The organism is Sediminispirochaeta smaragdinae DSM 11293, assembly GCF_000143985.1.
Lineage (GTDB): Bacteria > Spirochaetota > Spirochaetia > DSM-16054 > Sediminispirochaetaceae > Sediminispirochaeta > Sediminispirochaeta smaragdinae.
This window is the reverse complement of the sequence record NC_014364.1, coordinates 2,904,327-2,926,995: the sequence shown is the minus strand read 5'-3', so window position 1 is coordinate 2,926,995 and position 22,669 is coordinate 2,904,327. Positions and strand designations below refer to the sequence as shown.

Here is a 22,669-nt window from a genome sequence, read left to right as displayed (position 1 = left end):
GGGTGAAGTATCAGGTAGTAAATAAACCAGTCAACAGACTGGATGCTTTTGAGAAGGTGACAGGGCGTGTCAAATATGTCGGTGATGTCAACTTTGGGCATCAGCTCTATGCAAAGACCGTCTATGCGGCATATCCCCATGCAAAGATCATAAAGATCGATACCTCGAAGGCTGAGGCGCTTCCCGGTGTTGCTGCGGTTATTACCGCCCGTGATGTTCCTGCCACCAATGTTATGTTCGGTCGTTTTCCTGTTCTTGCCGATCATGAGGTGAAGTACATAGGTGACGGCGTTGCTGTTGTGGCTGCGGAAACCAAGGATGTGGCAAGCCAAGCTGCGGCCCTGGTCGAGGTGGAATACGAAACGCTGCCCGGCGTCTGGAGCGTGGATGCGGGAATCGAGGCAAACCTGAAGGTCCATGATGATCTTCCGGATAATGTTATCGAAAGCAGCCATTATCCCATGTATATGGGGGATGTTCAAAAGGGCTTTGCCGAGGCCGATCATGTCTTTGAACAAAGTTACCGTACCCAGTTCGCCGATCAGGCCTATATTGAGCCCGAGGTCATTATCGCCCTTCCTGATCCTTACCGTATCGGTGTGGAAATTCACGGATCGATCCAGAATCCCTATTCTATCAGGGAGAACGTGGCAAAGGTCCTCGGTCTTAAATTGAGCCAGGTTCGAGTGATTCAGGGAACCATCGGCGGTAGCTTCGGCGGGAAGGACGAATCCGTCATGTCCATGGCTGCCAGATGTTCGGTTCTTGCCCTGAAGACAGGGCGCCCCGTTAAGATGGTGCTGACCCGCGAAGAGTGTTTTGCCGAAAGCTGCAAGCGACACGCGTACCTTTGCAACTATAAGGTTGGGGTCAAGGCCGACGGAAGTATCACCGCCGTCGAAGATGCCATCTATACCCAGGGGGGGGCCTACAACAACAAGGCGATGTTCGCCAACTGGCGAGGTTCGGTTCATGCCGCCGGTGCCTATTACTCGCCCAATGTTAAAACCGATGTCTACGGAATTTATAGCAATACCATCTACGGCGGGGCCTATCGTGGCTTTTCCGCTCCTCAGATCGTATTTGCCAATGAGTCGCTGATGGACGAGATCGCCGAATACCTGAAGATGGACCCCCGGGATTTCAGGCTGAAGAACTGTCTGAAGGCGGGGGATGAGATCGCCACGGGGCAGATTCTCAAGCCCGGCGAGATTGAGGTACCCCTTGCCGAGATGATACGGGATACCTGTACCCGTGCCGACTGGGATGAAAAGCGAAAGCGTTTTGCTGCCTTTAACAAAGAGTCGAAGGTGATCAAGAGGGGAATCGGCATGTCCATCACCTTTCGGGGCACTGGGCTTGGAGGCGAGGGAATCGACTGTGCCGGTGCAACCATCACCATAGATAAAGACGGCAGCATCAACATCCAGAGCGATCTGATCGAGATGGGGCAGGGAATGCGAACCGTTCATGCCCAGATCGCCGCAGAGGTGCTTGGCGTCGGACTCGATCGCATGACCTTCTCCACCAGCGACACCAGCGTCACCATGGATGGAGGGCCTACCGTTGCCAGCAGAGGCACCCTGGCCGGGGGCAAAGCGGTTATGCTGGCTGCCCAGAAGCTCAAAGACCGAATGCTCAAGGTAGCTGCAGAGGACTGGGGGGTTGATCCAGCAGATCTTGAGATCGAGCATGAGGTGGTGAGTCACAAAGAGCGAAAGGAACTTGAGATCGGCTTTGACGACCTTGTACTTCGCTGTCTTCAGGGCCTGGGTGTAACGCTTAGTGCCCAGGGCTGGCATACGCCGGGCCCTGAACACCTCGATCATGCCACCGGGCGGGGAAACGCCTATCCCAGTTACATCTACGGTGTGGCCGTGAGCGATATCTCGGTGGACACCGATACCGGCCGGATAAGCGTCGATCATGTTGCCCTCAGTTACGAACTGGGGCGGGCCATCAATCCCCAGCAGGTAGAAGGGCAGCTGATCGGCGGCTTTATGCAGGGAATCGGCTATGCCATCATGGAAGATATGGAAAGCAAAGATGGTGTGCTGCTTTCCCGCAACTTTGACGATTATATGATTCCTACGGCGGCCGACCTTCCTGTTTTTGATCTGAAACTGTACGAGACCGATGACAATATCGGCCCCTTCGGGGCTAAGGGCGTCGGTGAAATCGGAATCGAACTTGCCGCCCCGAGCATAGCCAACGCCCTCATGTTTGCAACGGGCCGGCGAATTCGGGAGCTTCCCCTCAATCTTGAGCGGGTGCTGATCGGTAGAAATCTGACCAAATGAGGGGAGCTGAACATGGTTGATATGGAATTTTTAGCGGCGAAAAATAAGAATGAAGTTCTTTCTCTTTTGGACAAATATGGTTCAAAGGCCCGCCCGGTTGCAGGTGGCACCGACCTTATGATCGGAATTCGGGAGGGAAGGCTTCCCGGAGGGGCCCATGCCCTGATCGACATCAGTAGGATTCCGGAGCTTTCCTATATTAAAAAAGAGGGCACATGGCTGCGAATCGGTGCGGGCACCACCCATGCACAGATTGCCGCCAGCGAGCTGGTCCTTCATGAGTCATTGATTCTTCAGGATGCCAGTGCCTCTGTGGGATCTCCCCAGATCAGGAATCGTGGCACCATCGGCGGCAACATCGTAACGGCTGCCCAATGTGCGGATACGGTTCCTGCTCTCATGGTTCTTGATGCATGCGTCGTTCTTGAGTCCGTGGCCGGACGGCGGGAGGTTCCCATTGTCGATTTTTTCCCGGGCCCAAAGAAAAGCGATGTACATCCCGGTGAGCTGGTGACGGAGATCCGTTTCCCCTCCATTGTGGATGGATACGGGGCAAGTTTTGAGAAATTGATTCGCCGAAAGGCCGTTGCAAAAAGCAGGCTTAACTTTGCCGTTGTTGCCTTGCAGGATGCTTCCGGCATGATACAGGAGATGCGACTTGCCATCGGTTCCGCCCTTCCTACAACCAGCCGTTTTCCGACGGTGGAACAGATGCTGATAGGCAAGAGGGGAGATGAAGGGCTCTTGAAAGAGGCGGGGCTGGCGGCTGCGGCCTATATGATTGAAAAGGGCGGTATTCGTTGGTCTACCGACTATAAAAAGCCTGTGGTGGAAAAACTTGTCAGCCGGAATATAGCCCGTGCTCTGGCTCTGGAGGAATAGAAGTGGAAGATATTGCTGTGGACTTCCGGGTGAACGGAAAAGAATACCATGTGAATTGTGCGCCAAGCGCCAGACTGCTGGATGTGTTGCGGGATCAGCTTGGATTGACAGGGACGAAAGAGGGCTGCGGTATTGGTGAATGCGGGGCCTGCACCGTCCTGATGAATGGAAAGAAGGTCAACTCCTGTATGGTACTTGCGGGACAGGCGAGGGGGGCGGATATCCTTACCATCGAAGGGGTGAACGGAAGCGATGGGGAACTCCATCCCCTTCAAAAGGCCTTCATCGATGCCGGAGCAATCCAGTGCGGTTTTTGTACCCCCGGTATGATCATGAGTTCCCTGGAATTGCTGAATACGACCCTGGAACCGAGCGACGAGGAGATCAAGCAGGCCATCAGCGGAAATCTCTGTCGATGTACCGGTTACAAACAGATTGTCGATGCAATCAGGCTGGCTGCAAGAAACATGCTTGCCGCCAAAAGGCGTCATTAAACACGGTAAAATGCGAGGCGTAGCGGCTTCAAAGCATATTTAGATTTTAAGGAGATGTGTGTATGTACAACAATCTAAAAGGAAAACATCTGATTTCGACTCAGGACTGGACGCTCCCCGAATTGGAGCAGCTTCTCGCCGTTGCTTCCCGGCTCAAACAGGAGCGGCAGCTCGGCATCCCTCATAACACCCTGCTTCTGGCCAAGACCTTCTTCATGCTTTTTTTTGAAGAATCGACCAGAACAAGGAACGCCTTTGAAGCCGGTATTCACCAGCTTGGCGGACATGCTCACTTTCTTACCCCAAAAGCGACCCAGATCGACCATGGAGAGACCGCAAAGGACACCGTTAAGGTCCTTGAGCGCTATGGTGAGGGGCTCGGTATTCGCAAGACATTCGGTACCGGAAACGCCTACATGCGGGAGATCGCCAAATGGTCCAAGATTCCCGTGGTGAACATGCAGTGTGAAGATTACCATCCCACCCAGGTTCTTGCGGACATCATGACCATCAAGGAGAAGTTCAACAACGAACTACGGGGGCGTAGAATCTGCGTCAGCTGGACCAGTGCACCCAATTACATCAGGCCCCTTTCCATGGCCCAGTCTCTGGTTCTCGCTATGCCCCGTTTCGGCCTCGATGTAACCCTGGCCCATCCCCCTGAGTTCAAGCTGAAACCCGAAATCATGGAGACCGCGAAGGCCAATGCAGAGGCTGCCGGTACCAAGTTCGAGGTTGTGGACAGCATGGATGCTGCTGCCGAAGGTGCGGACATCATCTACGCAAAGGGATGGGGCCCCATCGTCTACACCGAAGACGAGAAGGAAGGCCTGGCTCTTATCGACAAGAACCCCGGTTGGGTCGTAGACCAGCGGCGGATGAACATGGCATCCAGGGATTCGATTTATATGCACTGCATGCCCTACGACCGGGACATCGAAGTGACCAGCGAAGTGGTGGACGGACCCCATTCCGTAGTATTCGACGAGGCCGAAAATCGTCTTCACATCATGAAGGCGATTATGGCCGCCACCATGATCTAACAGGCGAGTAGTATCGACCGAGGGCCGGCCCTGTCGGCCGGCCTTTTTTTTCACGAGGTATACATGGCTGAAGAAGAATTTTCGGTAAACGTAACGATTAACGGAACTCCCATGAGCTTGCAGGTCAGACGCAAGTGGACCCTGCTTTACCTTGTGCGAGAGGTCCTCGGTCTCACCGGTACCAAATACGGTTGCGGGACCAACGACTGCGGAGCCTGTAAGGTACTTGTCGACGGTAAGGCCGTCAACAGCTGTGTCATACCTGCAAAGAATCTTGACGGAAAGTGTGTGGTAACCATCGAAGGCCTGCAGGAAAACGGCCAGCTGAATATCCTGCAGCAGGCCTTTGTCGATGCCGGGGCCATTCAGTGCGGTTTCTGCACCCCGGGAATGATCATCTCGGCAACGGCCCTTCTTAGGGAGAATCCTGATCCGTCGGAAGAGGAAATTCGCAAAGCGCTGGACGGCAATCTCTGTCGTTGTACCGGCTATGTCAACATCGTGAAGGCCGTGGCCCTCGCCGCCGAGCGAATGAAGGAGCAGAACCATGGCTGAACGTTATCGGGAGATGAAGATTTTTGAGAAGGAGATCGCCGAACGAGGTTTCCGCTATGTGGGTCAGCCCCTTCCCAACCGGGAGGCCGAAATGAAGGCTGCCGGAGAGATTCGTTACATCGACGATTTGCGAATGCCGGGAATGCTTCATGCGAAGATCCTCTTTTCTCCGCACGCCCATGCGAGGATCGTTTCCATCGATACCAGCAAAGCCGAGGCCCTTGACGGGGTGCGGGCGGTGGTGACCTGGAAGGATGCTCCCAGGATTATTTTCAATAGTGCCATGCGCTTTTACATGGATACAAGTCCCTTCGACATGCCGAAGACCGAGTATATCTTCGACGATACGGTCCGTTTTGTCGGGGACCGGGTTGCCGCAGTGGCTGCCGATGATGAGTTCATCGCGGCCCAGGCAATCAAGCTGATTGATGTGGAGTATGAAATCCTTCCGTCGGTGATACGCCTGGAGGATGCCATCCAGCCGGATGCTGTGCAGGCCAATCCCTATGGTGTGGATGGAAGCAATATTTGTGGGGGCAGGGTTGCCTACGGCAGCCACGATGAAGATGAGGTCCTCCGTGCCGTCGAAGAGGCGGAATACAGCTTTGATGATACCTTTCATACCAGCAGGGTCCATCACGGCTATATGGAGCCTGTTACCCACATCGCCCATTACACCCGGGACGGAAAGTTGACGATCTGGACCAGCGGCCAGAATGTGTTCTGTTTTCGGGATGTTATTGCCACCAGCCTCGGCATGAAACAGAGCCGCGTCAGGGTCATCAAAACCGTCTGCGGCGGCGCTTTCGGCGGAAAACTCGAGGTGATGCACGAACCCGTTGTTGCATTGCTCTCCATGAAAACCCTGCGCCCGGTCAAGATCCGTCTCACCCGGCAGGAAAACTTCATGGCAAGCCGGACCCGGCACGAAGGAATTCTGAGAATTCGTACCGGCGTAGACAAAAACGGCACGATCGTTGCCCAGCATGTGGAAAGCGCGCTGAATACCGGTGCCTATGCCGGCAGCGGTCCCAACACCGTAGGGGCCCAGTCGGGTAAGACCTTTATTCTCTACGGTGCACAAAAGATGTTCTATTCCGGTGCAAGCTACTACACCAATACCCCCCTGGCCGGTGCCATGCGCGGTTACGGTTGTCCGCAGATCATGGTGACCCGGGAGACCCACACCGAAAACATCGCCCGAGCCCTCGGCTACGATCCTGCCGAATTCAGGCGGATGAACGTCGTAAAGCCGCACCATAAAAACTGTATGGGCAACGATATGCACAATGCCCGTATCGTCGACTGCATCGACCGCGGTGTGGAGCTTTTCGACTGGAAACGGCGGCGGGCCAGGGCCGAAGATGGTAACGACGGGGCACAGGCCATCGTTCACGGCATCGGTATGGATGTTGCCGTTCACGGCAACGGCTGGTATCCAGTCTATCAGGATATCACCACCATTACCCTGCGAATGAATAACGACGGTACGGCAACCCTTCTGACCGGTACCCACGACCTAGGTACCGGTGCCAAAACGGTCCTTAGCCAGATTGCGGCCGAGATTCTTACCATTCCTCCCGGTGAGATCGAAATCATAGAAGCGGATACCGATGTCACCCCCCTCGATCTCGGCGCTCAGGCAAGCCGAACCACTTATATCGGCGGAAACGCCACCATCATGGCTGCTCGAAATCTCCGGGGACAACTCATCAAAGAGGCCGCTTCGATGCTTAAGGTTCCGAAAGATCGCCTTGAACTCGAGGAGTGCTTTGTTGTGGACCGGGAGGAGCCTGATACACGGGTAAGCTTTGAGGACGTGGTCGGCTCGGCCCAGGATGGAAGCGCGGGAAATCCTCAGCGTGAACTCATCGCCACCGAGACCTTTGAGTCTCTCGATTCTATCGACAGCTACGTGGCAGTCTTCTGCGAGGTCGAAGTGAATAGACAGAGCGGAGAGGTAAAGGTGATCGATCTTTTGTCGGTTCACAATTCGGGAAAGGTGATCAACCCGGCCACGTATGAAGGGCAGGTCCACGGTGGCATGCATATGGGACTCGGCTACGCCCTCTCCGAGGAGATGTTGATCGATTCCGAATCCGGAAAGGTTTCCAATCCAACCTTCAAGAAATACCACATGTTCAGGGCCTCGGAAATGCCGAAAATTCATGTCGAAACGGTAGAAGATCCGGAAGAGGCTGGCCCCTTCGGAGCAAAAAGCATAGGCGAATGTGCCACCGACGGCATAGCAGGGGCGGTGGTCAATGCCGTCTCCCATGCCCTGGGTGGGGTTAAGCTGGACAGAATACCTCTTACTCCTGAGTATATTAAAGAGGTTGCGGCCGGGAACAAAAGCTGAGTGGCAGAGTTTTCAGTCAGTCAACATAGCTATGTCGGAGGTGCTTCCTTCGCTTCTATCTGGAACTCTTCGGTTTCCATGACGTAGTATGGGGATGAAAATCACCGGCAGCAGCCAACGTTGCTGCCGGCAGGCGAGGTTATTTTTCCCGGTGATATGGCCAGGCCATGATGCCGCCTTCCATGACTTTTACATTCGTATATCTATTGGCGATGAGGGTTCTTGCCGCTTCATACTCCCTGAGAGAAATTTTACAGTAGGTGATGATTTCAGTACTTTTATCTTCGGGGAGTTCGTTAAGGCGGTGACGAACGGTACCTACAGGTATGAGGTGTTCGCCGATGCCTATCCGCATCGATTCCCACTCTTCTGGGCTTCGTGCATCGATGATGAAGGGCTTTTCTCCCCGATCAAGTTTTTCCTTGACCTCGACACATGAGATCCCATCCATAAGGCCCCTCATCTTATCCTGTAACACCTCGGCACAGGCAACAATGTTGTCGATGGCCGGCGAGAAGGGGAGCCATTCGAATCCGAGAAGCTTGCCTGTATCTCCGTCAGCACCTAAAAAGGCTGCCACAGCATTGTCTGTGATGAACGTCACAACTGTATGGATTTTTTTCATGGTTTCCAGCATTTAGCCAGCTGCCAATCGAGGAGTATAAGAATCTGTGGGAGCATTTCCACGACCGTAGTCTTAATGTCAACCAATTCAAGTGCTACACAGGTTTCGATACCAATCAATTCGCCTCCGACGACAACCGCTTTCTTTATCTTTGGAGGGAGCCCTGCTATGACTCGGCATTTTGATATCTTACCGCTTCTGACCGAAAGCGGCAGTACTGTCCTCATCGAAGGAGCAAGTGGTACAGGAAAGAAGCTTTTTACCGGAGCTATCCATCATCTTTTTCCACGCTGGGATACGCCTTTTGTCGCTGTTAACTGTGTAGCTTTCGTTTTGGATGAAATCAGCGACATCTCTCTGACAATACAGGTGCACCTTTTGAGAGTTCTGCAGAAGCAAGCTTGATCGAAGTCAATAAGAAACGTGTCTCAGGTTTCTGTATCGTTTAAGAAGTCAATGGCAAACTTTGCATAAAGGGCAGTTGCCTGCTTGATGGCATCCTCGTCAATATCGAATTTGGGATGATGGTGAGGGTAATAGGGCAATTTCATTTCATTTCTGCCTCCGACGAAGGCAAAAAGTGAAGGAGCTTCTTTTGCATAGAAAGAAAAATCTTCTCCGCCAGTCGTTGGCTTCAGGTTGAAGAGTACGGAAGGACCAAATAATTCTTGTACAGCATGTTTCCCCAATAGTGTTAGATATTGATCATTCTTTACAACTAAGGTCAAATTCTGATAATCGGTTTTGATTTCTGCCCGATAGGCTTTTGCGGTATCCGAAGCCACTCGCTTTATCATTAAAGGAAGCTGCTCATTTACGTCTTGATTAAAACATCGTGTAGTACCTTCCAAATGAGCTTTTCCAGCTAAGATATTATAAGTAGTACCTGAGTTAAGAACCCCGACGGTAAGGACAGCCGCTTCCATTGGGTCTATTTCACGGCTGACGATACTTTGCAAATTAAGAACAATGGCTGAAGCTGCAGCGATGGCATCAATTCCTTGATGCGGCATTGATCCATGACCTCCTTGGCCAATGACATCAATTGTGAACTTGCTAACTGCGGCCATCCGAGCACCAGCATCAATCGCAATTCTACCTGACGGAACTTCATTCCAGATATGGATACCAAAAATAGCATCAACGTCGGAAAGTACCCCTGTTGATATAATTTTTTTTGCACCTAAAGCAATTTCCTCACCTGGCTGAAAAATTAATTTTATCTTTCCCGGAAATGATGTTTTTAATTCAGAGAGTATTTTGGCAGCCGTCAAGAGGCTGGCGGTATGTGCATCATGGCCACAGGCATGCATTAAACCGACCGCTTTTGACTTATACGGCAGTTCTGTTTCTTCAACTAATTCAAGAGCATCCATATCAGCACGTAGGGCAACAGTTTTTCCGCTTGTGTTTCCTTCAATTTCGGCTATAACAGCTGTACCTGCTATTTTTTTTGCCTCTAAACCTATTTTATTTAATTCTTCGACAACTCTACGGGAAGTACGTTCTTCAAGAAGGCTTGGTTCTGGGTTTTGGTGTAATTCTCTTCTTAAATCAACAGCATATGAAAAGTAGGCATCAGATAGCGCATTTATATTTTTCATGTCTTTCTGATGTTAAGAGAAATACTTTGAGCTGTCAATGTAGGCAAAATTGGGAGTGTAAAATTTCTATACTATTTGAAATCCAATTAACGGTGAAGCTATAAAAAGTGGAAAGAAAAAATTTGACAGAATCAGAGATGTGCCTGTATACTGCTGATATGATCAGTAGTAATACTAAAGATATACAACAAATCATACAATAATGGAGCGAGAGTGTTAATGGCAACAAAGAAAGAGACATTAAAATCACAAGTGTATCGAAAAATTCTGACTATGATTCTTCAAAATGATTTTGAAGCAGATTCGCTTATAGTCGAAAGTCAGCTTACAAAGATGTTCAATGTTAGCAGAGCCCCTGTGCGTGAGGCTCTAATTGAACTCTGCCAGGAGAATATTCTTAAGAATATTCCTCGGGCGGGATATCAGGTAGTGAGAATTTCTGAAAAAGATATGCGAGACGCTTTATATATGCGGCTTATTATAGAACTTGAAGGATTAAAACTTGCTTTTCCTCGCCTTACCAAGGAAAACATTCGGGAGTTGAAAGAAGTGGCTATTGAATCGGATAAAGTTCGGGCTTCCCAGGATGCTGGTGAGACGTTGGATCGTAAAATGCAGCTTAATGATAAATTCCATCTTAGGTTAAATGAATTGTCAGGAAATCTTTTAATGGCTCGAATGTTGAAAGAGACAATGCAATTGGTTCGTCGTGGTGTGACTCAAACAATGATCCGTGAATATAGTATGGAACTTCCAGTATCTACCTTTCATTCAGGACTCGTAAAGGCTTTAGAAAAAGGAGATTTAGATTCCGCGGTAGAAAATCTCCGAAATGATATTTTGTCATTTGAACAGGATATCAAAAATCTGATTACATAAAAAATTTGGATCCTAAAAAGTATTTAATAGATACTCTCAACTAAAATAAGGAGGTTCTCTATAGTAAAAAAATGTTCAGACCTAATTGTTTGTGCATAGATTTTTCGGTTTTCATTCTGATCTAATAGTAAAGGAGGGAACGATGAACAATAAGAAGGAACATGAAGTTCAACAGTTGCTCGCTGAAAAATCAGAATTCAAAAAGGAAATAGGTGTTTTTGGCGGAGTGAGCATTATTGGTGGAATAATGATTGGTTCGGGTATTTTTTATATAGGTGCATATGCCCTTCAACGAAGTGGTATGAGCATGGGGCTTTCCCTTTTGGCATGGATTATTGGTGGCGTTATATCTTTGCTGGGTGGGCTCTGTTTTGCAGAGTTGGGAGCAATGATGCCAAAGGCAGGAGGTATGTATGTATACCTCAGCAGAGCATATTCACCAGCCGTTGGATTTATGAACGAATTTACTAGTTGGCTAATTAGTGGCGCTGGCTCTAATGCTGCAATTGCTCTTGCTTTTTCTACTGCTTTAGCCGTCCTTATTCCAATGGGGACTATTACAATAAAATTTGTTGCAATTTTAACGATAATTATTTTGTCAGGAGTTAATTATAGAGGAGTTAAACAAGGGTCAGTTATTCAGAATATTTTTATGATTGCAAAAACAATACCACTTGTTCTGATTCTTGTATTAGGTCTTTTTATGGGGAAACAGCCACTTAACCTAAGTCTGATTCCCGTCTCTGATCCTGGACTGTCAAGAATACTTGGGATGATTGCCTTTGCAACTATTGCTACACTATGGGCCTATGACGGATGGACCAACCTCAATGCAGTTGCTGAAGAAATTAAAAATCCAAAGAAGAATTTGCCGCTCTCAATAATTATTGCAATTAGCTCGGTTACTGTTTTGTATGTGCTATTCAATTTTGCAATCTACAGAGTATTACCTGCTGATCAGATTAATAACATGATAAACAACGGTGATTTATATCTTGGAACAAAAGTTGCAAAAGTAGTATTGGGAAGTATCGGTGGAATAATTGTTGCAGTAACGATGGTTATTTCTATGATTGGATCATTGAATGGTTGTATTATGTCTTTCCCACGTGAGTATTATGCAATGGCACATGATAACCTTTTTTTTAAGTCGTTTAAAAAACTCCATCCGAAATACAAAACCCCCTCAACAGCAATTATTGTGCAGATGATTATTTCGAGCCTGCTGGTGTTGTTAAGAGATTTAAATCAACTAACTTCTTTAGTTATTTTTTCCAGCATGACTTTCAAGGCGTTGACAATAGGTGCTGTTATTGTCTTTCGAAAGAAACTTCCAAATATTGAACGCCCGTACAAAGTTTGGGGTGGTTTAACGACTGTCGTTATTACCATTTTGGTTATGGTTGGATTGATTATTAATACATTGATTAATGATCCCACTACTTCTTTGGTCGGCTTGGTTGTCCCGGCTGTTGGATATCTTTTTTATCGCTATTTTAAAGCCAGAAACCAGAAAGGAATGGAACATAACGCATAATTATCGTAAATCGTATTTTAAAATTGATGTCTTACAATCTTGGAGGTTGTAATGAATATTGCAATATATAATGCACGCATCTACGTTGATCGTGGAGTTTTTGCTGACACCTTATTGATCGAAGATGGAAAAATTTCTCTTGTTGGAAGTTTAGAAGATTTACGTGATGCCATTCCTTCCGACGCAAAAAAAATTGATGCACAAGGGAATACCGTGATACCGGGCTTTAATGATTCTCATATGCACCTCTATGATCTTGGATCAAAGATGAAGATGATTAAGGTTTCCGGTGCAACATCTATCGACGAGATTATAGCTCGCGGTCAGGAGTTTATTGAGAAAAATAGACCTGCTCCTGGCACTGTGTTGCGTGGTGTCGGTTGGAACCAGGATTATTTTACTGATAAAAAACGAGTCTTGACGAAATTTGATATCGATAAGATATCAAAGAAACATGCAATCATTTTAGATCGCGTTTGTGGACATCTCGTTTCTTGTAATTCATTAGCACTTAAGATGGCCGGAATCAACAGAAATACGCATCAGCCGGAAGGCGGTTCTATTGGTTTTGATCACGACGGTGAGCCAAATGGCGTTTTCGGTGAAAATGCCATACAGTGCATCAAAAAAATTATTCCTCATGTTTCGTATGCAGATATGCGCGAAAGCGTAAAAATGGCTATGGATTATGCGAGGACCAAGGGTGTTACTTCCATTCAATCTAGAGATGTTCTGAATGATAATTATCAATTAATGCTTAAGGTTTTCAACGATCTTTATACATCCGGTGAATTATCAACACGCGTGTGTATGCAGTGCAGTATTGACCATGAAGGCCCGTTTAAAGATTGTATTCAGCAAGGCTATGTAACAAATTATGGAAATTCTTACTTAAAATTTGGTCCTATGAAAATATTTGCTGATGGATCTTTAGGATCTCGAACTGCATTTATGCGATCCCCGTACTTTGATGATCCTCAAACAAAGGGACTCCAAGTTATGCCGCAGGAAGAAATGGATGCAATTGTTGCTAAGGCTTCGAAACATAAGATGCAGGTCATAACTCATGCAATCGGTGATGCTGCAATTGAAGAAGTGTTGAATAGCTATGAAAAGGTTATTAAAAATGGCAACAATCCTTTACGGCATGGTGTAGTTCATTGTCAAATTACCGACATAGGATTACTGAAGCGATTTCGTGATTTAAATGTATTGGCTTTTGTGCAACCGATATTTCTTCATTACGATATGCATATTGTTGAAAACAGGGTCGGAAAGAAATTAGCGTCAACTTCCTATGCCTTTAATACCATGGATCGTTTAGGAGTTCATGTTTCATACGGAACGGACTGCCCCGTAGAAGATCTTGATCCTTTTGCTAACCTGCATTGTGCTGTTAGTCGGCAGGATCTAAGCAATTATCCTGATAATGGTTTTTATTCGGATGAAAAAGTCGATATCTATCGTGCTGTCGATAACTATACTGTTGCAAGTGCCTATGCCTCATTTGAAGAAAATGAGAAAGGACGCATTAAACCAGGAGAGTATGCTGATATTGTTATGCTGGATAAAAACATTTTTTCCGTTCCTTCGAATGAAATTAAAACAACACAAGTTCTTATGACCATTCTTGGTGGCAACATTGTTTATGAAAGATGATCGGTTTTAGACCTACGTGAAAGAAGAAGGGAAAAAAATGATGACGAAAACTGAGCGCATTGATGCTGTTTTATCAGGCCAAAAGCCGGACCGTGATCCGATTTCTTGCTGGTACCATTTTGGAACCCAGTATCTACCGGGAGAAAAATATGCTGATATTGTTTTTTCATTTTATGAATATTACGGTTTTGACTGGCTCAAAGTTATGAATGATTATTTCTATCCAATGCCTGTTGGATATGATGCATTAAAAAGTGTGGAAGACCTAAAACAACTTAAGCCTATAGAAATTGATGCAACGCCCTTGCATGAACAGCTGACGGCCATTGATATTATTAACAATCGTTTAAAAGGGGAGGCTTATGTCTGCGACACAATTTTTGATCCGTATCAATCGTTGCAGAAAAGCCCGGTAGGAGAATATCTACCAAGGCTGATGAAAGAAGAACCCCAGGCCGTTCTTGATGCCCTCGAAATAGTAACACAGAATACAATCGAATATGCGAAGAGGACCCTTGCGTTAGGAACCCATGGGATTTTTATGTCTATCCTCTCAGGAGAAGACAAAATATCGAAACAGGATTTCCTTGTATTTGAAAAACCTTTTGCCATGAAAGTCTTTGCTGCCGTAAAAGAAATGGGGCCGATGAATACGGCCCATCTACATGGCAAACACATCGACATTGACGAATGCCTTGATTTTCCTGTTGCTGTCCTTAGTTGGGAAGATCGCCAGGTCGGAAATCCTTCTCTGCAAGAGGTTAAACGAAAATGGTCCGGTGCTGTGATGGGTGGTATAGACAATACTATCATGACTCGGCGAACACCTGAATTTCTGATGAAACATACTTTGGAAGGAATAGAGATGGGGGGAAAATCCCGTTTCTTTCTGGCAAATGGATGTAGTTCACCAGCAGAAATGGATACGTATGCTTTGAAAGCGATTGTTGATGTAGCGCAGCAAAGACGATAAAGGAATTTCCGGATGGGCTTTCTAGTAATTGATTTAGGAACTTCAAATTGCCGGGCCGTATTTATAGATGAGGGAGGAAACTGTAATAAAGAGGAACGGGCTCCTGTAAAAGTGAGCATTAAGGGCCCTTATGCCGAGATTGATACGGATGAAGCCTGGAAAACGGTTTGTGTTCTTGTTAAGCGTTTACTGAGGAACGTACCTTCTAAAGATATCGACGTAGTGGGGATCGGCGCTTTACTTGGATACGTATATCTTGATAGTAAAGATCAGCCGATTAAGCCTGCTTTTATCTGGATGGACACCCGAGCAGACCGAGAAGCCTTGGAAATGACGAAGTTTTTTTCGGAAGATTTCATCTATGCCGTTACTGGACGAAGAATAAGTCCCGAGCTTTTGGCTCCTCAAATCCGTTGGTCATCCAAACATGATAATGGTGTATTTCGCAAAATACGGCGGATAATCGGGCTGAAGGATGAACTGATACGACGTTTAACCGGGGAAATTGTTACCGATTATTCGCATATGAATTATTCGATGCTTTGCGATTATCGTAACGGTAAGGTTGATGATGCTTTTGTCGCATGGACTGGATTAAAGAGATACCCATTGCCCAATGCGGTACCCGCACAAACAATAATAGGAGAAGTTAATCGGAGCGCTTCTGTCTTAACAGGGCTTCCGCAAGGAATACCGGTAATATGTGGGACTTCCGATGGTACAGCTGCTATGTACGGAGGTGGAATATTGGTGCCGAATACCGCGGTTTTGGTATCCGGTACCACCGATGTTCTTATGGCGCTAACAGCGAGACCGCTTTCTGGCTGTGATTCACTTTTAAGTATCAATACTGGAATGATTGTCGATACATACGCGGTCGGAGGTGCCTCCGGGTTGGCCGGGGGGACTTTGCGACCGTTGTCTGCATTGTTTGGGATGGAAGTAAGTAACCTCATTGAGCAAGCAGAAAAAATTCCTGCTGGATCAGAAGGTTTATTGCTTTTACCTGGATTTACCGGGGAGCGGTCTCCTTACTGGAAAAGTTATCTGAGTGGAGGGGTCCTCGGTTGGACGCCTACGCATGGGCCTGCTCATTTTACACGTGCCTTGTTCGAGAGCTGTTCATACCGCATCCTGCGATGGCTTTTGACATTGCGTAAGACAAAAATCAATATTGGCAAAGTAAATATAGTAGGGGGTGGTAGCCGTATAAATCTATGGAACCAAATCAAAGCCGATGTTTGTGGAATTTCTCTTACCCAGCCTCGAGAGATCGAGGCAACTGCTCTTGGAATTGCACTCCTTTGCCGTTTAGGAGTGGATAAGGAAGCTCTTCCCGAAAAGCTTAGCGAATCTTGGATCGTACCACAGTGTGAATTCTCTCCAGATGAAAGACGGCATGCTTATTATGGTGAATTGTTTGCATTATTCGAGCATTGTTTGGAGAATGTTGACGAAATTTACTGGGACTTGGAAAAAATACAACTTCGAGAACATCCGGAGCAATAATGAATTTGAACAAGAAGTAGAAAAGGAGATATGCTTACAATGGAAAAAAAAGATGAATTTGTCACAAAACAGGAAATGCTCACGAAAATCAGAGCTGCCATCGAAGATCGTGCAGCATGGTTTGCATTTTTATATGATGAGTTTACAAAGCTTTTACCGGAAGAAAAAGTGATTGAGGCTTCACGAAGAGCCATTCATAAATTCGGGACGCTCAAGGCAAAAAATGATCCTGAGCCTTTTCATGCCAAAGATTGGGTACTTCGCCACAAAGAGAAAGGATCGGCTGCTGTTTTTGACTCAGATATTGATTTCTCCAAAACCAGAGCAACCCAGAAGATGAACTACTGTCCGTTGGTTGAAAGTTGGAGTAAACTTGGGTATTCACCTGACAAGATTGATCTTTTCTGCGATATTGCGATGGATGGTGATCGTGGTAGGGCAGACAGCCATGACGGTATACAGATGAAGCTGCATGAAACAATTGGCAAAGGCTGTAAATTTTGCCGTTTAGAGATAATTGAGGAGTAAGGGAGGCAGAGGAGTGAATGTCTACTTCTGCGGGATGATCGGCACCGGAAAAACAACATTGGGACAGCGTTTGGCTGATGACTTATCCATGCCCTTTTACGATCTTGATCAGGAAATGAACAAACGTTTAGGCTATTCTTTCCACCGTTTAGTTGCAGAAGAAGGATGGTTAGCGTTTCGCGAGTTGGAATATTACATTTGTAAATTTTTCTCGCAGAGAAATAACTCCATTATATGCCTCGGTGGTGGTACCGTCCGTTATGACTGGAATGTGGATGTGCTGAAGGAATCGGGTAGACTCATTTTGCTTGAGGCTTCTATCGAAGAGCTTGTGCATAGAGTTTCTCAAGCTGACCGGCCGCGAGTAAATAAAGGCACAACCATAGAAGAGGACATTAGTTTGATGTGGAAGCAGTCAAAGAACAAGTATTATACGGCTGCCGATTATGTCTTCAGAACCGATGAAAAAAATATTGAAGAAGAAGTCGACGAGTTGAAGGATCTGTTGCAATCCAATCCGCTGTTTCAGGGGTTGCAGGTTAATCATAGTGGATAATAACTAAGGAAAACGGAGCAAAACAATGAAAAAGATTATAACGACGGATGGTGCCCCCAAGGCAATTGGACCTTATTCGCAGGCCATTGAAGTAGATGGCTGTATCTATACTTCAGGGCAGTTACCGATTGACCCCAAAACCGGGCAGATGCCGGAAACCGTTGAAGCACAGACTCGGCAGTCTCTTGAAAACGTGAAGGCCATTTTAAAGCAACGGGGTTTGAATTTAGGGACTGTTTTTAAAACAACTGTTTTCTTAAGCGATATGAATAATTTTTCGAAGATGAATGCAGTTTATGCGGAATACTTTTCCGGGAGTTTTCCGGCCAGAAGCTGTGTCGAAGTTGCGCGTCTGCCTAAGGATGCCAAGGTAGAAATCGAAGTAATCGCCGCTGAATGAGGTAAGCTATGAAACAAGATCATCATGTGTGGAATAGCTATGCGGCATTGTTAAGAAGAGAGGTGGCACCGGCTTTGGGCTGTACCGAGCCGATTGCTGTTGCATTGGCGGCTGCCCGTGCAGCGGCTCAGCTCGGTAAGACGCCGAAACTGATCGAGGCAAACCTAAGCAGAAATATCCTGAAGAATGGCATGAGCGTGGGGATCCCTGGGACTGGATTATACGGACTCGAGATTGCGGCGGCTGTCGGAGCGGTTGCTGGTGATTATAAAAAAGGCCTAGAGGTACTCAGTGGCATATCCGCAGAAGCTCTTACCAGAGCAAAGGAGTTATGTGCTGGTGGTTCGGTAAAAATCAAACAGCGGCAAAGTCCTTATAACCTATACATAGAAGTGAGGGTCAGTAATGGTCAGGATACTTCAACGGTAATTATCCAGCACGAGCATACCAATATTGCCTATGTGGGGCACAATGGCATGGTTATTCTCGATAGACGTCAGGATGACAATGAATCCGGCGTTGGAGCAGCTAACGGCATTGATAAAGGGCTTACCGAGAAAGAGATCTGGGATTTTGCCATGAATGTTCCCCTCGAGAAAATAGCTTTTCTCATGGAAACTGCACGGCTGAATACGGCTGTTTCCGAAAAAGGCCTGCAGGATGCATATGGTCTCGAAGTAGGGCGTTCATTGGAAGATGATATCAAGAATGGCTTACTAGCCGATGACATCCTAAATCGTGCGGTGAAACGAACGGCAGGAGCCATTGATGCCAGAATGGCAGGTTGCCTTTTGCCTGTCATGAGTAATTCGGGCAGTGGAAATCAAGGCATAACGGCTACTATGCCAATTGTCTCGATGGCGAAAGATTTAGAACTTGATCAGGAACATTTAAACCGAGCTTTGGCTCTGAGCCATCTTACAACAATCCATATGAAGAGCAGTCTTGGTCGGCTTTCTGCATTATGCGGAGCAACCCTGGCCGCTACCGGTGCTGCCTGCGGTTTTGTATATCTTTTGGGAGGAGGTTATCCCGAAGTAGAACGAGCTATACAAAATATGGCTGGAAATGTAGCAGGAATCATCTGTGACGGGGCCAAAAGCAGCTGCGCTCTGAAGGTTGCAAGCAGCGTTCATGCCGCCGGACAGGCTGCACTTCTTGCGATGAAAGGACGTTCCGTTTCTTCGATTGAAGGCATTGTTGCGGGGAACGTCGAACAGACCATCCAAAATATCGGTCGGCTTGGCTCGGTTGGGATGAAGGAGACGGATAAACTTATTCTCGAGATGATGCTGGATAAAAACGAATAATTTTTGCGGTAATATACAAGGGGAGGGGGCTGCCACGGTAGTCCCTTTTTTTAGGCAAATTCCATCCATCAGCATATTGTTAGCGTTTTTGAAGGTGCTGCGAGTAATTTCTCAGCCTCTGGATGAAGAAAAATATTCTTCATCGTAGTTGTGAACATGCGGTTGAAACAGGGACTTGTCATCGGGGGGAGTAGCTGGTTGCGAGGCTGCCCCTGTCCTTGCCATTCGAGGGCAACAAACCCGAAGTAGTGGAACAGACGTCGCGTTTTGGCGGCAATCTGATAGTCGGAGGCGTTTTCGCTGGGAGACGATGAACATGTTTATACGGCTGCCTATACGATCGCTATCCTGATACTTGCGGGAATGGCTGCTGTGGCATTTCTGTTTTCTCTTATGCTTTACCGCTACTGTAAAAACGTAATTAATGAATACTTCATCTCCTTGGCCTGTAAATAGAAATAATCATAATCCCTTGATATTACAAAATAAACTTCCTGATGACACGGGCAATACCGTTATTGTTATTGCTTTCGGTAATATAGGAAGCGACATTCTTAACAGCCGGGATGGCATTTTCCATTGCTATTCCCAGGCCTGCGTAGCTAAGCATCGAAATGTCGTTTTCACTATCACCGACTGCAATCACCTCTTGTTGTCTGATGCCTAGTGCTTCTGCAAGAACGGCAACTCCGTTTCCCTTTGTCACCCCTTTTGCGGTAATTTCCAGGGCCGGGTTTGTGGAGAAAAGCATTTCGAATTCTCCCTCTCGTTTGAGTGCATTATGTAAAAAACGTTTTTGTCCGTCGCCCAACGTATGAATATTACATTTCTGGATTTTTATGTGTTCCTGCCGTATTAGTTCCTTCAGATCCTTTGTTGAGGGGATGAGCGAGATGCTTTGCTTGTTAAAGACGTTATTTGTTCCCGAACCGAAACCGAGGTACATCTGAAAATCCGAAGTACTGGTGGTATATGCCTGTTCTGTGGAAAAAAAGACGGGCGAGAGCCCCTGTTCGGATGCCGTGTCAATGATACGAACAAGTTGATCATAGGAAAATGGATTTTCCCGTACCAACGGCTCAAGCGCAAGATGCTTAATAATCGCTCCGTTTGAAGCTATGATATGATCATCATCATTGTTGAAGCTGCTTCCTACCGAAAGGGCACTAAAAAGTGCCCTCCCTGTGGCTATAGCAACCTTGACATCTTTCGCCTTTGCGGCGCGGATCGCCTCTAATGTTTCCTGGCTGATCTCTTTTGAATCCGTAAGCAACGTTCCATCAAGATCGACACAGAGTAATTTATAGTTTTGCACCATGAATACCTCAGCCGTGGTTGATGATACTATATTTGGCCTTTGGTATCATAGAGGGACTCATGGAAAATTCGTCAAGTCCGTAATCCCAAAATAACGGTGACTTTTTATGCAATGCACATATAAAATAGCCCCTTTTGCCTATACGTTATGAAATAGGAGTTCATTTCGTTCAGATTCCATGGCCTGCACGATTGTCACCTCCTATTTGTGGGGAGCATTGTAGCTGCAAACCAGGTAGAAGGGGTGTGGAATTATAGCCGGGAAAGACGGCATAAAACCACCAGAATTCCGAACACTACTAAATTGTCACTATTGACTGTGGTAGATTTCCTTTAAAACACGCTTCGCATATTGTTTTGCGTTTTCCAGTTCTTCCTGATTTGGATGGTGTCTGTTAAGCACCAGCCACGCTCTGCCTTTACTTGTCAAGGCATCGGATACGACGTTGAATCCTCTATCGTGCAAATCCGAAACGCGTTTTTCAATGACTTCTACCAGCCCGCCGTATGTTCCAAATATAGCAATATTTCTTATCTTCTTTGCATCCATCTGATCGACAAACAGCCGCATTTTTTTACTTGCCTTTGAACCATAAACACCATCTCCCAAGAACAATAAGTCGATCTCTTCAGTCGCTTTATCCAAAGAGACTTCTTCAGCTTCTGTGCCCACTGTTTTGGCTATGGCTTCAGCAATTTTTCTGGTATTGCCTGTCATACTGTGATATAAAACCTTTATCGTCAACTTTAGCCTCCATATTGGTAAAAGTATTAGTTTCTTTTACTATAGATCAAGCAATCCTGGAACCCCAAGGATTTTCCGGGAAAACGGCATAAAACCACCAGGATTCCGAACACTATATATTTTCCCCCCTTCTCCACATACTTGTCAATTTTTCGGTTGCAGTCCTGAAAGGACAGTAGTAGCTTTGATTCATCAGTTTCTAAGCTACTTTTGGGAGAATGCCATATGCAGATTTCCGATAAAAGAACGATTGATGATTACTACCATGCTTTTGTACATAAAGACCCCTCTTATCTTGGAAGCTTTTTCGCCGGAGTAAAGACTACCTCGGTATTCTGCATCGCTACGTGCAGGGCTCGTAAACCAAAGAAGGAGAATGTTCTCTTTTTTACGACCTTCAAGGATGCTCTTGATGCCGGTTTTCGTCCCTGCAAGATCTGCAGGCCGACGGAAAATAGTGCCAAGGCACCGCCTCAGGTTGCAGCGGCAATCAACTTGGTCAAAAAGAATCCCAAGGAAAAATTTTCCGACTATCAATTGATTCAGAACGGTATACGCCCCGAACTGGTACGACGCTGGTTTAAAAGGCAGTACGGCATGACCTTTCAGGCCTTCCAGCGAATGTACCGCATTAATAATGCGTTTCAGGAATTACAGGCGGGTAAATCTGCCACAGAGGTTGCCTTCGATATGGGATATGATTCGCTAAGCGGCTTCGGCTATACCTACAAGAAATACATCGGTTCATCACCTTCAAATAGCGCTGGGCAGAATGTCATTCTCATCGACCGGCTTACCACTCCCATCGGCCCCATGTTCGTCTGCGCAACGGAGAATGGGATTTGTTTGCTGGAATTTGTCGACCGAAGGATGCTGGAGACGGAATTCAGGGATCTTCAGAGATTATTGCGCGCCACCATCATCGCAGGAGAGAATTACCATATCAGGCAGGCAAAAAAAGAATTAGCAGAATACTTTTCCGGGAAGCGAAAAGTATTCTCCGTAGCGCTACACACGCCCGGCACGGAATTCCAGAACATTGTTTGGAACGCTCTCAACGATATCCCCTACGGCGATACCGTAAGCTATCAGTCACAGGCGGAGCATATCGGGCGTCCTAAGGCCGTGCGGGCCGTAGCTTCGGCTAACGGCCACAATCGTATTGCAATCATCATTCCCTGCCATCGTGTCATAGGTAAGAACGGCCATTTGACAGGTTACGGAGGAGGACTTGAAAGAAAAAGCTGGTTATTGGCCCATGAGCGGAAGTGGCGGTAATGGTATTATCCGAAAAGATATTTGACCCCAAGTCTTTATTTCACGACATATAAATACTGCAGGAAAAAAGAGGAAGAAGGGGAGTGGGTCCTCCCCCTGTTAGGATCTTCTTTCCT

At 46.8% G+C, this 22,669-nt stretch carries 22 protein-coding genes; 17 read left to right on the top strand and 5 right to left on the bottom strand.

The window, feature by feature from the left end; all coding sequences use genetic code 11:
- Positions 1 to 2: 2 nt before the first annotated feature.
- The 6 genes from SPIRS_RS13800 to SPIRS_RS13775 all read left to right on the top strand — a co-directional run bounded on the left by SPIRS_RS13800 (position 3) and on the right by SPIRS_RS13775 (position 7,633).
- Positions 3 to 2,300: a xanthine dehydrogenase family protein molybdopterin-binding subunit gene (locus SPIRS_RS13800; RefSeq protein WP_013255299.1), complete on the top strand. Its 2,298-nt coding sequence runs from the start codon at positions 3 to 5 to the stop codon at positions 2,298 to 2,300.
- A gap of 12 nt (positions 2,301 to 2,312) precedes the next feature.
- Positions 2,313 to 3,182: an FAD binding domain-containing protein gene (locus tag SPIRS_RS13795; RefSeq protein ID WP_013255298.1), complete on the top strand. Its 870-nt coding sequence runs from the start codon at positions 2,313 to 2,315 to the stop codon at positions 3,180 to 3,182.
- Between the two features lie 2 nt (positions 3,183 to 3,184).
- Positions 3,185 to 3,676 carry a (2Fe-2S)-binding protein gene (locus tag SPIRS_RS13790; RefSeq protein ID WP_013255297.1) on the top strand — a complete coding sequence of 164 codons (492 nt, stop codon included), beginning with the start codon at positions 3,185 to 3,187 and terminating at the stop codon, positions 3,674 to 3,676.
- 62 nt (positions 3,677 to 3,738) lie between these two features.
- On the top strand, positions 3,739 to 4,719 hold the full coding sequence (locus SPIRS_RS13785; protein ID WP_013255296.1) for an ornithine carbamoyltransferase: 981 nt from the start codon (positions 3,739 to 3,741) through the stop codon (positions 4,717 to 4,719).
- Between the two features lie 63 nt (positions 4,720 to 4,782).
- Positions 4,783 to 5,274: a (2Fe-2S)-binding protein gene (locus tag SPIRS_RS13780; RefSeq protein WP_013255295.1), complete on the top strand. Its 492-nt coding sequence runs from the start codon at positions 4,783 to 4,785 to the stop codon at positions 5,272 to 5,274.
- A complete protein-coding gene (locus SPIRS_RS13775) occupies positions 5,267 to 7,633 on the top strand; it encodes a xanthine dehydrogenase family protein molybdopterin-binding subunit (protein WP_013255294.1) in 2,367 nt (788 codons plus the stop codon). The genes SPIRS_RS13780 and SPIRS_RS13775 overlap by 8 nt, the downstream gene beginning before the upstream one ends.
- Positions 7,634 to 7,772: 139 nt before the next feature.
- On the opposite strand, the gene SPIRS_RS13770 is transcribed toward SPIRS_RS13775, so the two are convergent.
- Together SPIRS_RS13770 and SPIRS_RS22895 are read right to left on the bottom strand one after the other, a co-directional pair.
- Positions 7,773 to 8,258: a rhodanese-like domain-containing protein gene (locus SPIRS_RS13770; RefSeq protein ID WP_216086390.1), complete on the bottom strand. Its 486-nt coding sequence runs from the start codon at positions 8,256 to 8,258 to the stop codon at positions 7,773 to 7,775.
- On the bottom strand, positions 8,255 to 8,407 hold the full coding sequence (locus tag SPIRS_RS22895) for an NAD-binding protein (protein WP_407635917.1): 153 nt from the start codon (positions 8,405 to 8,407) through the stop codon (positions 8,255 to 8,257). Before SPIRS_RS22895 ends, SPIRS_RS13770 begins: the two co-directional genes overlap by 4 nt.
- On the opposite strand from SPIRS_RS22895, the gene SPIRS_RS22165 reads away from it, so the two are divergent.
- Positions 8,334 to 8,663, top strand: coding sequence for a sigma 54-interacting transcriptional regulator (locus SPIRS_RS22165; RefSeq protein WP_095522522.1), 330 nt, complete (start codon positions 8,334 to 8,336; stop codon positions 8,661 to 8,663). The two genes, SPIRS_RS22895 and SPIRS_RS22165, sit on opposite strands and share 74 nt — an antisense overlap.
- A gap of 23 nt (positions 8,664 to 8,686) precedes the next feature.
- Here SPIRS_RS22165 and SPIRS_RS13760 read toward each other — a convergent pair whose 3' ends face one another.
- Positions 8,687 to 9,862 (bottom strand): amidohydrolase, encoded by a 1,176-nt coding sequence (locus SPIRS_RS13760; protein ID WP_013255293.1) that lies wholly within the window; start codon positions 9,860 to 9,862, stop codon positions 8,687 to 8,689.
- 219 nt (positions 9,863 to 10,081) lie between these two features.
- Here SPIRS_RS13760 and SPIRS_RS13755 point away from each other — a divergent pair, with 219 nt between their 5' ends.
- The 9 genes from SPIRS_RS13755 (at position 10,082) to SPIRS_RS13715 (ending at position 19,213) form a co-directional block, all read left to right on the top strand.
- A complete protein-coding gene (locus SPIRS_RS13755) occupies positions 10,082 to 10,741 on the top strand; it encodes a GntR family transcriptional regulator (RefSeq protein ID WP_041866096.1) in 660 nt (219 codons plus the stop codon).
- Between the two features lie 142 nt (positions 10,742 to 10,883).
- Positions 10,884 to 12,278 (top strand): APC family permease, encoded by a 1,395-nt coding sequence (locus SPIRS_RS13750; RefSeq protein WP_013255291.1) that lies wholly within the window; start codon positions 10,884 to 10,886, stop codon positions 12,276 to 12,278.
- Positions 12,279 to 12,329: 51 nt separating this feature from the next.
- Positions 12,330 to 13,937, top strand: coding sequence for an amidohydrolase (locus tag SPIRS_RS13745; RefSeq protein WP_013255290.1), 1,608 nt, complete (start codon positions 12,330 to 12,332; stop codon positions 13,935 to 13,937).
- Between the two features lie 16 nt (positions 13,938 to 13,953).
- Positions 13,954 to 14,910 carry a uroporphyrinogen decarboxylase family protein gene (locus tag SPIRS_RS13740; RefSeq protein ID WP_148224079.1) on the top strand — a complete coding sequence of 319 codons (957 nt, stop codon included), beginning with the start codon at positions 13,954 to 13,956 and terminating at the stop codon, positions 14,908 to 14,910.
- Positions 14,911 to 14,922: 12 nt separating this feature from the next.
- Positions 14,923 to 16,419 (top strand): xylulokinase, encoded by a 1,497-nt coding sequence (locus tag SPIRS_RS13735; RefSeq protein ID WP_013255288.1) that lies wholly within the window; start codon positions 14,923 to 14,925, stop codon positions 16,417 to 16,419.
- A gap of 39 nt (positions 16,420 to 16,458) precedes the next feature.
- Positions 16,459 to 16,947 (top strand): L-2-amino-thiazoline-4-carboxylic acid hydrolase, encoded by a 489-nt coding sequence (locus SPIRS_RS13730; RefSeq protein ID WP_013255287.1) that lies wholly within the window; start codon positions 16,459 to 16,461, stop codon positions 16,945 to 16,947.
- Between the two features lie 13 nt (positions 16,948 to 16,960).
- The gene (locus SPIRS_RS13725; protein ID WP_013255286.1) at positions 16,961 to 17,503 is read left to right on the top strand and encodes a shikimate kinase; all 543 of its coding nucleotides are present in this window, start codon (positions 16,961 to 16,963) and stop codon (positions 17,501 to 17,503) included.
- Positions 17,504 to 17,528: 25 nt separating this feature from the next.
- Entirely contained in the window at positions 17,529 to 17,903 is a 375-nt protein-coding gene (locus SPIRS_RS13720) for a RidA family protein (RefSeq protein WP_013255285.1), read from the top strand.
- Positions 17,904 to 17,911: 8 nt separating this feature from the next.
- Entirely contained in the window at positions 17,912 to 19,213 is a 1,302-nt protein-coding gene (locus tag SPIRS_RS13715; protein WP_013255284.1) for an L-cysteine desulfidase family protein, read from the top strand.
- A 478-nt stretch (positions 19,214 to 19,691) separates the two neighbouring features.
- Here SPIRS_RS13715 and SPIRS_RS13710 read toward each other — a convergent pair whose 3' ends face one another.
- Positions 19,692 to 20,531: a Cof-type HAD-IIB family hydrolase gene (locus SPIRS_RS13710; protein ID WP_013255283.1), complete on the bottom strand. Its 840-nt coding sequence runs from the start codon at positions 20,529 to 20,531 to the stop codon at positions 19,692 to 19,694.
- Positions 20,532 to 20,840: 309 nt separating this feature from the next.
- Positions 20,841 to 21,275 (bottom strand): flavodoxin family protein, encoded by a 435-nt coding sequence (locus SPIRS_RS13705; RefSeq protein WP_013255282.1) that lies wholly within the window; start codon positions 21,273 to 21,275, stop codon positions 20,841 to 20,843.
- Between the two features lie 225 nt (positions 21,276 to 21,500).
- On the opposite strand from SPIRS_RS13705, the gene SPIRS_RS13700 reads away from it, so the two are divergent.
- On the top strand, positions 21,501 to 22,553 hold the full coding sequence (locus tag SPIRS_RS13700; RefSeq protein WP_013255281.1) for a bifunctional transcriptional activator/DNA repair enzyme AdaA: 1,053 nt from the start codon (positions 21,501 to 21,503) through the stop codon (positions 22,551 to 22,553).
- Positions 22,554 to 22,669: the final 116 nt, after the last annotated feature.

Coding starts and splice junctions, on each gene's coding strand:
- SPIRS_RS13795 (WP_013255298.1), top strand. CDS start 2,313: ATGGTTGATATGGAATTTTTAGCGGCGAAAAATAAGAATGAAGTTCTT.
- SPIRS_RS13785 (WP_013255296.1), top strand. CDS start 3,739: ATGTACAACAATCTAAAAGGAAAACATCTGATTTCGACTCAGGACTGG.
- SPIRS_RS13780 (WP_013255295.1), top strand. CDS start 4,783: ATGGCTGAAGAAGAATTTTCGGTAAACGTAACGATTAACGGAACTCCC.
- SPIRS_RS13775 (WP_013255294.1), top strand. CDS start 5,267: ATGGCTGAACGTTATCGGGAGATGAAGATTTTTGAGAAGGAGATCGCC.
- SPIRS_RS13770 (WP_216086390.1), bottom strand. CDS start 8,258: ATGAAAAAAATCCATACAGTTGTGACGTTCATCACAGACAATGCTGTG.
- SPIRS_RS22165 (WP_095522522.1), top strand. CDS start 8,334: ATGTCAACCAATTCAAGTGCTACACAGGTTTCGATACCAATCAATTCG.
- SPIRS_RS13760 (WP_013255293.1), bottom strand. CDS start 9,862: ATGAAAAATATAAATGCGCTATCTGATGCCTACTTTTCATATGCTGTT.
- SPIRS_RS13755 (WP_041866096.1), top strand. CDS start 10,082: ATGGCAACAAAGAAAGAGACATTAAAATCACAAGTGTATCGAAAAATT.
- SPIRS_RS13750 (WP_013255291.1), top strand. CDS start 10,884: ATGAACAATAAGAAGGAACATGAAGTTCAACAGTTGCTCGCTGAAAAA.
- SPIRS_RS13745 (WP_013255290.1), top strand. CDS start 12,330: ATGAATATTGCAATATATAATGCACGCATCTACGTTGATCGTGGAGTT.
- SPIRS_RS13735 (WP_013255288.1), top strand. CDS start 14,923: ATGGGCTTTCTAGTAATTGATTTAGGAACTTCAAATTGCCGGGCCGTA.
- SPIRS_RS13730 (WP_013255287.1), top strand. CDS start 16,459: ATGGAAAAAAAAGATGAATTTGTCACAAAACAGGAAATGCTCACGAAA.
- SPIRS_RS13720 (WP_013255285.1), top strand. CDS start 17,529: ATGAAAAAGATTATAACGACGGATGGTGCCCCCAAGGCAATTGGACCT.
- SPIRS_RS13715 (WP_013255284.1), top strand. CDS start 17,912: ATGAAACAAGATCATCATGTGTGGAATAGCTATGCGGCATTGTTAAGA.
- SPIRS_RS13710 (WP_013255283.1), bottom strand. CDS start 20,531: ATGGTGCAAAACTATAAATTACTCTGTGTCGATCTTGATGGAACGTTG.
- SPIRS_RS13700 (WP_013255281.1), top strand. CDS start 21,501: ATGCAGATTTCCGATAAAAGAACGATTGATGATTACTACCATGCTTTT.